Genomic DNA, 10,962 nt, shown 5'->3' on the forward strand with positions numbered 1-10,962 from the left:
ACCACACCGGGGGTGATTCCTCGCAACCTGCACCGAACATGCTCCCAGAGCATGTTCAGACCACCATCACCCCTAGCCGCCACGAATGAAATCAGTCAGGCTGTACACACATTTCTGCCGCTAACCCGCGTCGGCCTCGACAGGCTCCGCCACCGTGGCCGGGTGGCGGGCTCACACGTAGGCGGCGACCCAGCGGGCAATCTCGTCGAAGTAGCGTGCCCGCACCGCGGGGGCACTCAGCGCCAGGTCATGCAGCCCGTCGGCGATCCGGACCAGGGTCAGGTGCGGCCCCAACCGGACCGACTTGGTGGCGATCTTCTCCACGTCCAGCACCGCATCGGCCCGGTTCAGCGCGTCGTCCCAGGTGCGACGAAAATCACTCCGGGCGCTGATCAACACCAGCACCGGGCAGTCGATCCGCAGGCCCTCCGTGATCCGCTCATGGCCGGCCAGGACGGCCGCCAGCCAGCCCACCCGCACCAGGAAGCCGTTGTCGCCCTTCAGGCGCGGATCCATGCTCCACTCCCCGCCCAGCGCGGCGTCGATGGTGCGGGCATACAGGCCGTTGTTGGGCAGCGGGAGCACCGTGGTGGGGTAACTGGTGCGCAGCCGCTGCAGCACCGGCGCGGTGACGGCACGCAGCAAGGGCGAGCCCTGCAGGTCCAGCCAGGGCGAGTTCAGCACCAGCCCGGACAGCGAGCCCGGACGCGCGTCGGCCCACAGGGCGGCCACCAGGCCACCCGTCGAATGGCCCATCAGGCAGATCTCCGCATAGTCCGCGCGCAGCACCTCCATGGCGGCGTCCAACTCCTGGAAGTACTCCGTGAGGTCGGCGATGAAGCCGGGCAGCTGCCCGTCGGCCAGACCGCGACCATAGCGACGCAGCTCCAGCGCGTGGAAGTCGAAGCCCATCCCGGCCACGGCGTCCGCCAGATGCGTCTGGAAGAAGTAGTCATTCCACCCGTGGAGATAGAGCAGGGCCCGACGCCCACCACGCTCCGGCTGCTTGCGCCGGATGAGGGTGCCCACCAAGGCCTCCCCGTCCGTCGGCTCGCCCGGCGCCCGCTGCGCCTGTGGCAGGTGCAGCGTCAGGCACTCATAGCCGGGCAGGAGACGATCGTCGACCCACTGCCGGGTCATGCCGACCCCTCGACGAACTCGGCGACCGGAATTGAGCGCTGCTGGGTCAGGACGACGCCTGGACAGGCTCGGCGATCGTGCCCGGCCCGTGCTCGGGAGGTCATGATTGGCCCCTGCTCGGGGATCGGATAAGGCGAGCGGTCAAACGGCTCGACGAGGATCCTCATCATCATCGTCGTACTCGTCGACATCAACGCCGTAGGCGGCAGCAAGCTCCGCGTACTGGTCGTCCAGCTCATCCTCGTGATTGCTCGAGGACGGGCTCTTGATCCCGAGCTCTCGCTCAAGAGATGCCACATCCATGTTGACCGGGCGATACTTCAGATCCCTTGCAACCTTGGTCTGCTTCGCCTTTGCACGGCCGCGCCCCATATCGGGTCGACCCCCTCGCTTTGTCCCTCGCGGCTTGACCGCGGCATGTGTGTTCAAACTTTCGTGACACACAGGCTACCGAACTTGTCCAGAGCTTCCAAAAGACCCCGCCGTCCGGACCCCATGGATCTGGGGACCGGACGGCGGCATCAGGCGGGAAGGGCTGGTCAGCCCGCGGTCGGGTGCTCCCCCACCAGGCTGACCCGCTGCTGGTCAGGCGTTCCATCCTCGACGCGGCCCAGCACCCAGTTGCTCACGCCACGGGCATCCAGGGCCTGCTGGGCGGTGCCCAGGGCGGTCTCCGGGAGCACGGCCACCATGCCGACGCCCATGTTCAGCGTCGCCTCGATGTCGGTCTGGCTGACCTGGCCCACCTGCTGCACCAGCTGGAAAATCGCCGGCGGGGTCCAGGAGGCCCGCTCCAGGGTGACGCTCAGATGATCCGGGATGACCCGGGCCAGGTTGTTGGCCAGGCCGCCGCCGGTGATGTGGCTCATGGCATGGACGCCCTGCGTGGGGTCCTCGCCCTCGCAGGCCTTGATCAGTTCCAGCACGTCCAGCGCGTAGACCTTGGTGGGGGTGAGCAGGGTGTCGCCCAGCGTGCCGCCCAGCTCCGGGACGTCGCGGTCCAGCGCCCAGCCGGCGTCGTTCAGCAGCACCTGGCGCACCAGCGAGTAACCATTGGAGTGCAGGCCGGAAGCGGCCATGGCCAGCACCACGTCGCCCGCCTGAATCCGGTCCGCGCCCAGGATCTTGCCCTTCTCCACCACGCCGGTGGTGGCGCCGGCAATGTCGTACTCGTCGGGGTCCAGCAGGCCGGGGTGCTCGGCGGTCTCGCCACCCAGCAGCGAGCAGCCGGCCACCTCGGCGGCGGCAGCGATGCCCTTGACGATGTCCGCGATCCGCTCGGGAACCACCTTGCCGCAGGCGATGTAGTCGGTGACGAACAGCGGCTCGGCGCCGCAGACCACCAGGTCATCAACCAGCATGCCCATCAGGTCGAAGCCGATGGTGTCGTGCTTGTCCATCGCCTGGGCGACGGCCACCTTGGTGCCGACGCCGTCGGTGGAGGTGGCCAGCACCGGGTGTTCGTAGTTCTTGAAGGCGCTGGCGTCGAAGAAGCCGGCGAAGCCACCCAGGCCACCCAGCACCTCGGGGCGCTTGGTGCGGGCGACGTGGGCCTTCATCAGCTCGACCGCGCGGTCACCGGCCTCGATGTCGACTCCGGCGCGGGCGTAGGCGGACTGGCTCATCAGCATTCCTTCTTCTTGAGGGGAGCATTCTTCAGGTCTTCCAGCGGCAGGTCCTGCGGCCCCACCGGGTACTCGCCGTCGAAGCAGGCGCGGCACAGGTTGCCCTTCTTGACGTGGGTGGCCTTGATCAGGCCGTCCAGGGAGATGTGCCCCAGCGAGTCCGCGCCGATCGACCTGGCGATCTGATCGACGGTCATCCCGGGGGCGATCAGCTCGTCGCGGGTGGCGAAGTCGATCCCGTAGAAGCATGGCCACTCCACCGGCGGCGCGGAGATCCGGACGTGCACCTCCTTGGCACCGGCCTGACGCAGCATCGCCACCACCTGGCGCTGGGTGTTGCCCCGCACGATTGTGTCGTCGACGACGACGATCCGCTTGCCCTCCACCACATCGGGCAGCGGGTTGAGCTTCATCCGGATGCCCATCTGACGCATCGCATTCGACGGCTGGATGAAGGTCCGGCCGACATAGGCATTGCGCACCAGACCGAGCCCGTAGGGAATCCCGGAACCCGCGGCAAAACCAATCGCGGCTGGGATTCCGGACTCCGGGGTGGGGATCACCAGGTCGGCGTCGACGGGGCACTCCTTGGCCAGCAGCTTGCCGATCTTGACCCGGACATTGTGGATCCGGCGGCCCTGCAGCAGGGTGTCGGGGCGGGAGAGGTAGACGTACTCGAACAGGCAGTGCTTGGGCTTGGCCTCGGCAAAGCGCTGCGAGCTGATGGTGCCGTCGCGGGTGATGGTGACCAGCTCACCGGGCTCGACGTCGCGCAGGAAGCTGGCCCCGACGATGTCCAGCGCGGCGGTCTCCGAGGCCACCACGACGCCGGCGCCGTCGGGCAGCTGCCCCAGCGCCAGCGGGCGGATGCCCTGAGGATCGCGCGCGGCGTACAGGGTCTGCTCGTCCATGAAGGTCAGGCAGAAGGCGCCGCGCAGCTTGGGCAGCACCTCCAGGGCGGCCTCCTCCAGGCTGCAGTCGTCGTAACTGGCCAGCAGCGCGGACAGGATCATGGTGTCCGAGGAACTGTCCATCTTCTTCTTGTGCGGCACCTTGTTAGCGCCGATCCGCTCACCCAGCAGGGCTTCCAGCTCGTCGGTATTGGTCAGGTTGCCGTTGTGGCACAGCGCCAGCGAGCCGTCGCGCATGGCGGCCAGGGTGGGCTGGGCATTGCCCCAGATGCTGGCCCCGGTGGTGGAGTAGCGGGTGTGGCCGACGGCCAGCCCGCCCTGCAGGGTGTTCAGCGTCGGCTCGTCGAAGACCTGGCTGACCAACCCCATGTCCTTGAAGACCATGATCCGGTTGCCATTGCTGACCGCGATTCCGGCCGATTCCTGACCCCGGTGCTGCAACGCGAACAGGCCGAAGTAGGTGAGCTTCGCCACCTCCTCGTCGGGGGCGAAGACGCCGAAGACGCCGCAGGCATCCTGCGGCCCCCGGTCGTGCGGGTCGAGCTCATGGGTCAGCAGTCCATCGGGGCGAAGTGGCACGCGCCAACCCTATCGCGGGACTGCTCACACCGCCCCCTGTGGCGCCGCCACCAACCGCAGGAGCAGGAGGTCCAGCGCCTCCATCGCCTGCGCCTCGTCGATCCCCCCCAGCAGCAGGTGAACGGTCAGCCCGTCCAACTGGGCCTGGGTGGCGACGGCCGCGGCGCGCGGATCCCCGGCCAGCAAGAACCCAGCCTGCTGCACCCGGGTGAAGTAGCCGACGAAGAGCTCGGCCAGCTCGCCGTAGACCATGGCCCTGGCGCCTTGCTCCTCGTGGACCTCGGCACCCAGGAAGGCAAACCAGACCTGGCTCAGCGCGCGTGATTCCTCATCGAGCGGGAGCCCGGCCCGGATCAGCTCGCGCAGTTGCACAACGGGATCCTCCTGGGGCGGCACCGCCCTGAGGCGTCGCTCGAAGCCCGTCGCGACATGCTCGCATACCAGCTCCACCATCGCTCGGTGAGTGGGCAGATAGTGGCGCACCGCCCCGGACGACCAGCCGCTCGCGGCGGCCAGGTTGCGCACACTCAACGCTGCGACCCCCTGCTGGCGCACCAGTTCCATGGCGGCCGAGGCCAGCTCGGCTCGTCGCTGGTCGTGGTCAACCACCCGTGGCATGGCGACCCCCTCCCCGGCGGGAGAATCCCGCACACCATGTTTCTAGCACACCTGTATTGCCAAGGCGAAGACAGCGGGCTAGCTTATTTAGCACAGTCGTGTTTTCTCATGAAGGAGGGGTCATGGACCCGTGGCTCGCCCTGCTGCTGGCAGGAGTCTTCGAGGTGGGCTTCACCACCTGCCTGAAGCTCGAGCAGCGCAACAAGAACTGGGGTTGGGGATTCCTGGTCTGCGCGGTGATCAGCTTCGGATTCCTGGAGGAAGCCATCCGCACCATCCCCTTGGGCACCGCCTATGCGGTGTGGACCGGGATCGGCGCGGTGGGCACCGTGGCGGTGGGCCACATCTTCTTCGGTGACCGGCTGCGCCCGGCAGCACTGGTGCTGGTGGGCGTCGTTGTGGCGCTCATCGCCGCGCTGAAGGTCGTGTCATGAAGGGCTGGGCATGGGTGCTGCTGGGCGGCGTCTTCGAGGTGGGCTTCACCACCTTCCTGCAGCTGCAGCAGTCGGACCCCACCATGGGCCTCGGCTTCCTGGTCTGCGCGGTGCTCAGCTTCGAGTGCCTGGCGCGGGGGATCCGCACGCTGCCACTGGGGCTCGCCTATGCGGTGTGGACCGGCATCGGCTCGGTGGGCGCCTTCGTGATCGGGATCGCCGCCTTCGAGGACCCGAGCAGCCCGCTGCGGATCGCCGTCGTGACCGCCCTGGTGGCGGCGCTGGTGGCACTCAAGCTGGTCAGCGGCCGCGACCAGAGCGCCACCGCTCCAACACCTGCTCCACATCCAGTAGAGCGGTGATGATGGTCCGCCCGGCAATCGGGGTGAGGTTGGTCTGCTTGATCCGGGCATTCAGGTCCTCGACGATCGCCCGGGCGGTGGCCTCGTCCCGGACGTCGGCCAGGGTCTGCTGGATCTGCTGCTTCTCCCGGCGCACCGCCAAGGGGCCGGGCAGGGCGCCGGTGAGATCCTCCTTGGCCAGTTTGCGTCGGGCCCACCAGTCCGGATCCTCCCCCGGTCTGCCCAGGTCGGTCAGCGGCTTGCCCTGCCCGGGCAGGTTGCTGAACTCGCCGCGCTCGGTGGCCTCCCGGATCTGGCGGTCGATCCAGCTCTCGAAGCGCAGGGGTTCCTCGGGCATGGACCCCATGCTAGGACTCTGCCGGCCGTAGCACACCGCGCTACAACTGCCCCATGGAGACCATCAGCCAGCGCGAACTCCGCAATGACAGCGGCAGGATCATGCGTGCCGTGGCCAATGGGGAGCGCTTCGAGGTGACCAGCTCAGGAGAACCGGTGGCTGAACTGCGCCCACTGCGCCGCAGCCGTGCGGTCAACGCACGGCTGGCCATCGCCATGATGCAGGGCGGCCCGCGCGTCGCCTGGCAGACCCTGCGAGCAGACCTCGACGACGCCGTCGACCAGGATGTGCCGGATCGTGCCTGATCCCACCAGCGTCGGGCTGCTCGACACCTCCGCCGTGATCGACCTGGACCTGCTCGACCGCAATGTGCTCCCTGATGACGTCGCCATCGCCGCCATCACGCTGGCCGAGCTGTCGGCCGGCCCGGCCCGAGCGGCCACACAGGACGAGAGGGTCCGTCGCCAACTGCGCCTCCAGCAGGTGGAATCCCCCTTTGAACCCATTCCCTTCGGGGTGCCGGAGGCGCGGGCCTACGCTCGCGTGCATGCCGCAGCGCTTGCCTCCGGAAGGCAGCCCAGGCGTCGCTTCGCCGACCTGCTGATCGCCTCCACTGCCCTGGCCAACTCCCTGGCGCTGGTGACCCGCAATCCCGACGACTTCCGAGGCCTCGAGGACCTCGTCGACGTCATCACCGTGTGATCAGCGGGCCAGGCGCGCCAGCAGCAGGGCCTCGGCCAGGCAGGCCTTCTCCAGGTCATTGATGTCCTGGGACTCGTCGATGCCGTGCGGGCGGCCGTCGGGGTCCGCGACGGCGGTGACCAGCACCTGCGAGGACGGGAAGGCCCTCTGGAAGTCCGCGATCATCGGGATGGAGCCCCCGCAGCCCACCTGGACGGGCTCCACGCCATCCCACGCGTCGCGGAAAGCGCTCTGCGCGAGCTCGGCCAGCGGACCATCGAAGGGGACGACGCCGGGATCGCCGGTCTCGCCCTTGGTGACGGTGACCTGCGCGCCCCACGGGGCGTTCTCCTCAAGGTGCTTGACCAGCGCGTCGAGGGCGGATGCGGAATCGTCGCCGGGCGCCACGCGCAGGCTGACCTTGGCGCGCACCACGGGCGCGAGGGTGTTGGAGGCGTCGGCGACGCGGGTGCAGTCGATGGCCAGCACCGTGCACGACGGCTTGGTCCACAGCCGGCTCACCACAGAGCCGTCGCCGATCCACTGGACGCCGTCCAGTACCCCAGTCTCGTTGCGCAGGCGATCCTCCGGGTAGTCCAGCGCCGGCCCATCGGCGGCCTTGATGCCCTCGACGGCCACATTGCCCCGCTCGTCGTGCAGGGTGGCCAGCAGCCGGCACATCGCGGTCAGGGCATCCGGGACGACGCCACCGAAACCGCCGGAGTGCAGCGCGTGGTCCAGGGTGCGCAGCTCCACCACGCAGTCGCAGACGCCGCGCAGGGTGGTGGTGAAGGAGGGCTGGCCGGCCTCCCAGTTGGTGGCGTCACAGATCACGAAGACGTCGCTGACCAGCTCGTCGTGGTACTTCTCGATCAGCCGCGCCAGGCTCGGGGACCCGATCTCCTCCTCGCCCTCGATGAACAGGGTCACACCCACCGGCGGCTTGCCGTCGAAGGCGCGCAGCGCGGCCAGGTGCACGGCGACCCCGGCCTTGTCATCATTGGCGCCGCGGGCATACAGCCGGCCGTCGCGCTCGGTGGGCTCGAAGGGAGCGGTGCTCCACAGGTTGACGTCGCCGGTGGGCTGCACGTCGTGGTGCGAGTAGAGGCAGATCGTCGGCTGACCCTCCGGAGCCGGGAAATGCGCGATCACGGCGGGCTGGCCGCCCTCCTGCACCACCTTCACGTCGGGGCAGCCCAGCTCGGTGAGCAGTTCGGCCACGGTCTCGGCACTGCGCCGCACCTGGTCGGCCTTCTCCGGCAGGGAACTGATGGACTCGATCCGGATCAGCTGCTCCAGGTCTTCCCGCATGCGGGGCAGGGCGGCATCGACGGCGGAACGAAGGACGGCTTCATCAGTGCTCATGACCTGATGCTATCCAGCCCAGCGCTCCAGCGGAACGGGGGTGCTGGGCCAGGGGTCCGCCTGTTCCAGTTCCGTGGCCAGCCGCAGCAATGTCTCGTCGCCGCCCAGGGAACCGGTGAACATCACGCCGATCGGCAGCGCCACGCCGTCAATCCTCTCGCGGTGGAGCGGCAGGCTGATGGAGGCCCGGCCGCACAGGTTGGCGGTGCTGGTCCACGGCGTGAAGCGGGTCTGGTCCCAGAAGTCCCGCTCCGGGTCCGCATCATTGCGCAGGCCACCCACCGGGGCCGGCGGCTGGGCCAGGGTGGGGGTGAGGATCACGTCGAAATCCCGCCAGGCGACGGCGGTCTCCCGCGCCAGGGCTTGGGCGCGGTGCAGCGCCTCGGCATGGGCCAGGCCGGTGACGGTGCGGGCGTGTGCCCGCAGCCAGCGCGTCAACGGCCGCAGCTCCTCCTCCCGATCCTCGGGGACGGGGACGCTCTGGGCCATCACCGCCCACAGGTCGATGAAGGTGGCCCAGCGCTCGGGTGGATACGGAGCGGGGGCCTCGTCGACGTGATGCCCCAGGTCCTGCAGCAGGCCGACGGTGTGCTGCACCGCCCGCAGGCACGCCGGGTGCACCGGGGCGTCCACATTGGCGGGCTGGGTCAGCACGCCAATCCGCAGGCGCTGCGGGGGCTGCTGGCAGCGGGCCAGGAAACTGTCCGTCGGATCCGGCAGCAGGTAGCCGTCGCCGGGCCAGTGGGCGGTCAACGCATCCAGCCCGGCGGCACTGTCCCGCACGGTCCGGGTGAGCACGCCGTGGGTGGCCAGCGCGACGCCGTCGGTGCCGTGCGGCCCCGGCGAGATCCGGCCACGCGACGGCTTGAGCCCCACCAGGCCGCACACACTGGCCGGGATCCGGATGGAACCCCCGCCGTCGCTGCCGTGGGCCATCGGCACCAGGCCGGCGGCGACGGCGGCCGCCGCTCCCCCGCTGGACCCGCCGGCCGAACGCGTCGGATCCCACGGGGTGCGGGCGGGTGGGTGGTCGTCGGGTTCGGTGTAGCAGGGCAGGCCGAATTCCGGGGAGGTGGTCAGGCCCGGCATCACCGTGCCGGCGGCGCGCAGCAGCTGGGTGATGCCCTCGTCGTCGGGGGCGGTGCGGCCGTCGAAGACCCGGGATCCACCGGTCCACGGCATCCCTTTCACCATCGAGAGTTCCTTGACCGGGCAGGGAACCCCGCGCAGTGGGCTGCCCTGGGCCAGTTCCGGCCGGGCATCCAGCGTTGCCGCCGTGGTCAGGGCGTGCTGGTGGGCCAGGTGGGTGAAGCCCCCCAGCCGGGGCCCCAGCGTCTCGGCCCGCTCCAGGGTGTGCACGGCCACCTCCACGGCGGTCAGTTGGCCAGCGCGGAGGGCGTCGGCCAGCTCCAGGGCCGGGAGCTGGTGGATGGTCATGCGGGTCACTGTGCCACGCCGTCGTGACCCCTGGCCCCGGTTGCGGCAGATCGGCCGGGCAACGGACCGGGCTCTCCCCGGGACCGCCTCCCACCAGTCGTCGGACCCCCTGCCCAAGCGGCGTCCCGCATGGAAGGATGAGCCGTATCAGTCCGTGACCCGAAAGGCCCAGACCATGAGCGTCTTCTCCGCCGTCGAAATGGCACCCCGTGACCCGATCCTCGGCCTCACCGAGGCCTTCCTGGCAGACCAGAACCCCAAGAAGGTGAACCTGGGCGTCGGCGTGTACCAGGACGCCAACGGCAAGCTGCCGGTGCTGGAGTGCGTGCGCACCGTGGAGCAGCAGCTTGGGCAGAATCCCAAGCCGCGCGGCTACCTGCCGATCGACGGCCTGAAGGCCTTCACCACCGAGGTGGCCAAGCTGGTGCACGGCGCCGATGCCGCCGAGATTGCCGAGAACCGGCTGGTCACGGTGCAGACGCTGTCCGGCACCGGCGCGCTGCGCGTGGCCGGCGACTTCCTGCGCCCGCTGGGCAATGGCACGCTGCTGCTCTCCGACCCGTCGTGGGAGAACCACCAGGCCGTCTTCACCCGCTCCGGCTTCGAGGTGGGCACCTACCGCTACAAGGCCGCCGAGCGCGATGGCCTGGACTTCGACGGGATGCTGGCAGACCTGCGCGCCGCGGACAAGGGCACCGTGGTGGTGCTGCACGCCTGCTGCCACAACCCCACCGGCTATGACCTGAGCGACGAGCAGTGGGACCAGGTGGTGCAGGTGGTCACCGACGGCGAGCTGATCCCGCTGGTGGACATGGCCTACCAGGGCTTCGCCGAGGGCCCGGAGCAAGACGTCAAGGCGATCAAGAAGTTCGTCGCCACCGGCAAGCCCGTCGTGAACACCGTCAGCTTCGCCAAGAACCTCAGCCTCTACGGCGAGCGGATCGGCGCGCTCCAGGTCACCTGCACCGACGCCGACGAGGCCGCCCGGGTGCTCAGCCAGCTCAAGGTGCTGATCCGCACCATGGTCTCTTCCTCCCCCACCCACGGCGCCACCGTGGTGGCCGCGGTCCTGTCCGACCACGCGCTGCGCACCCAGTGGACCGAGGAACTGGCCGGGATGCGCGAACGGATCAAGGAGATGCGCCGTCGGCTGGTGGACGGCCTGGCCGCCGCCGGGGTCACCGCCGCCAATGGCAAGAAGGACATGGGCTTCATCGCGGAGCAGGCCGGCATGTTCAGCTACACCGGCCTGAGCAAGGAGCAGATGGTCCAGTTGCGGGAGAAGTGGGGCGTCTACGGCACGGACAAGGGCCGGATCTGCGTCGCCGCCCTGAACGACTCCAACATCGACTACGTGTGCGAGGCGATCGCCGACGTGATCTGACAGATCAGCAACTGGTCCGAAGGAAAACCAGTGGCCTGACCAAAGAAGTGGGGGGGGGGGGAACACGAAACATGGGGGGTGAATCACAC

The 10,962-nt window shown here is 69.2% G+C and carries 13 protein-coding genes; 5 read left to right on the plus strand and 8 right to left on the minus strand.

Annotated features, from left to right (window positions below; all coding sequences use genetic code 11):
* Positions 1-171: 171 nt before the first annotated feature.
* From AAEX60_RS15305 to AAEX60_RS15325, 5 genes are all read right to left on the minus strand, one after another.
* Positions 172-1,140 (minus strand): alpha/beta hydrolase, encoded by a 969-nt coding sequence (locus AAEX60_RS15305; protein ID WP_342104648.1) that lies wholly within the window; start codon positions 1,138-1,140, stop codon positions 172-174.
* Positions 1,141-1,281: 141 nt separating this feature from the next.
* Positions 1,282-1,512 (minus strand): DUF3073 domain-containing protein, encoded by a 231-nt coding sequence (locus AAEX60_RS15310; RefSeq protein WP_342104651.1) that lies wholly within the window; start codon positions 1,510-1,512, stop codon positions 1,282-1,284.
* 167 nt (positions 1,513-1,679) lie between these two features.
* Positions 1,680-2,768, minus strand: coding sequence for a phosphoribosylformylglycinamidine cyclo-ligase (gene purM, locus AAEX60_RS15315; protein ID WP_342104678.1), 1,089 nt, complete (start codon positions 2,766-2,768; stop codon positions 1,680-1,682).
* Positions 2,765-4,255 (minus strand): amidophosphoribosyltransferase, encoded by a 1,491-nt coding sequence (purF, locus tag AAEX60_RS15320; protein WP_342104653.1) that lies wholly within the window; start codon positions 4,253-4,255, stop codon positions 2,765-2,767. Before purF ends, purM begins: the two co-directional genes overlap by 4 nt.
* 24 nt (positions 4,256-4,279) lie before the next feature.
* The gene (locus AAEX60_RS15325) at positions 4,280-4,873 is read right to left on the minus strand and encodes a TetR/AcrR family transcriptional regulator (protein WP_342104656.1); all 594 of its coding nucleotides are present in this window, start codon (positions 4,871-4,873) and stop codon (positions 4,280-4,282) included.
* 122 nt (positions 4,874-4,995) lie between these two features.
* Between AAEX60_RS15325 and AAEX60_RS15330 the strand changes: the two genes are divergently transcribed.
* Both AAEX60_RS15330 and AAEX60_RS15335 read left to right on the plus strand, forming a co-directional pair.
* Positions 4,996-5,307: a DMT family transporter gene (locus tag AAEX60_RS15330; RefSeq protein WP_342104659.1), complete on the plus strand. Its 312-nt coding sequence runs from the start codon at positions 4,996-4,998 to the stop codon at positions 5,305-5,307.
* Positions 5,304-5,669 carry a DMT family transporter gene (locus AAEX60_RS15335; protein WP_342104662.1) on the plus strand — a complete coding sequence of 122 codons (366 nt, stop codon included), beginning with the start codon at positions 5,304-5,306 and terminating at the stop codon, positions 5,667-5,669. The genes AAEX60_RS15330 and AAEX60_RS15335 overlap by 4 nt, the downstream gene beginning before the upstream one ends.
* Here AAEX60_RS15335 and AAEX60_RS15340 read toward each other — a convergent pair.
* Positions 5,608-6,006 (minus strand): DnaJ family domain-containing protein, encoded by a 399-nt coding sequence (locus AAEX60_RS15340; RefSeq protein ID WP_342104665.1) that lies wholly within the window; start codon positions 6,004-6,006, stop codon positions 5,608-5,610. The two genes, AAEX60_RS15335 and AAEX60_RS15340, sit on opposite strands and share 62 nt — an antisense overlap.
* Before the next feature lie 53 nt (positions 6,007-6,059).
* Here AAEX60_RS15340 and AAEX60_RS15345 point away from each other — a divergent pair, with 53 nt between their 5' ends.
* Together AAEX60_RS15345 and AAEX60_RS15350 are read left to right on the plus strand one after the other, a co-directional pair.
* The gene (locus AAEX60_RS15345; RefSeq protein ID WP_342104668.1) at positions 6,060-6,311 is read left to right on the plus strand and encodes a type II toxin-antitoxin system Phd/YefM family antitoxin; all 252 of its coding nucleotides are present in this window, start codon (positions 6,060-6,062) and stop codon (positions 6,309-6,311) included.
* The gene (locus AAEX60_RS15350; protein WP_342104669.1) at positions 6,304-6,708 is read left to right on the plus strand and encodes a type II toxin-antitoxin system VapC family toxin; all 405 of its coding nucleotides are present in this window, start codon (positions 6,304-6,306) and stop codon (positions 6,706-6,708) included. The genes AAEX60_RS15345 and AAEX60_RS15350 overlap by 8 nt, the downstream gene beginning before the upstream one ends.
* Here AAEX60_RS15350 and AAEX60_RS15355 read toward each other — a convergent pair whose 3' ends face one another.
* On the minus strand, positions 6,709-8,052 hold the full coding sequence (locus AAEX60_RS15355) for a dipeptidase (RefSeq protein WP_342104671.1): 1,344 nt from the start codon (positions 8,050-8,052) through the stop codon (positions 6,709-6,711).
* Between the two features lie 9 nt (positions 8,053-8,061).
* The gene (locus AAEX60_RS15360) at positions 8,062-9,489 is read right to left on the minus strand and encodes an amidase (protein WP_342104674.1); all 1,428 of its coding nucleotides are present in this window, start codon (positions 9,487-9,489) and stop codon (positions 8,062-8,064) included.
* Between the two features lie 154 nt (positions 9,490-9,643).
* Here AAEX60_RS15360 and AAEX60_RS15365 point away from each other — a divergent pair, with 154 nt between their 5' ends.
* Positions 9,644-10,873, plus strand: coding sequence for an amino acid aminotransferase (locus AAEX60_RS15365; RefSeq protein WP_342104676.1), 1,230 nt, complete (start codon positions 9,644-9,646; stop codon positions 10,871-10,873).
* Positions 10,874-10,962: the final 89 nt, after the last annotated feature.

The organism is Luteococcus sp. H101, from assembly GCF_038433155.1.
Taxonomy (GTDB): Bacteria; Actinomycetota; Actinomycetes; order Propionibacteriales; family Propionibacteriaceae; genus Luteococcus.

What these genes read in the sequence shown, in the direction of transcription:
- AAEX60_RS15335 (WP_342104662.1), top strand. Translation starts at nt 5,304, where the DNA reads ATGAAGGGCTGGGCATGGGTGCTGCTGGGCGGCGTCTTCGAGGTGGGC.
- AAEX60_RS15310 (WP_342104651.1), bottom strand. Translation starts at nt 1,512, where the DNA reads ATGGGGCGCGGCCGTGCAAAGGCGAAGCAGACCAAGGTTGCAAGGGAT.
- AAEX60_RS15305 (WP_342104648.1), bottom strand. Translation starts at nt 1,140, where the DNA reads ATGACCCGGCAGTGGGTCGACGATCGTCTCCTGCCCGGCTATGAGTGC.
- AAEX60_RS15330 (WP_342104659.1), top strand. Translation starts at nt 4,996, where the DNA reads ATGGACCCGTGGCTCGCCCTGCTGCTGGCAGGAGTCTTCGAGGTGGGC.
- AAEX60_RS15345 (WP_342104668.1), top strand. Translation starts at nt 6,060, where the DNA reads ATGGAGACCATCAGCCAGCGCGAACTCCGCAATGACAGCGGCAGGATC.
- AAEX60_RS15325 (WP_342104656.1), bottom strand. Translation starts at nt 4,873, where the DNA reads ATGCCACGGGTGGTTGACCACGACCAGCGACGAGCCGAGCTGGCCTCG.
- AAEX60_RS15340 (WP_342104665.1), bottom strand. Translation starts at nt 6,006, where the DNA reads ATGCCCGAGGAACCCCTGCGCTTCGAGAGCTGGATCGACCGCCAGATC.
- AAEX60_RS15360 (WP_342104674.1), bottom strand. Translation starts at nt 9,489, where the DNA reads ATGACCATCCACCAGCTCCCGGCCCTGGAGCTGGCCGACGCCCTCCGC.
- AAEX60_RS15355 (WP_342104671.1), bottom strand. Translation starts at nt 8,052, where the DNA reads ATGAGCACTGATGAAGCCGTCCTTCGTTCCGCCGTCGATGCCGCCCTG.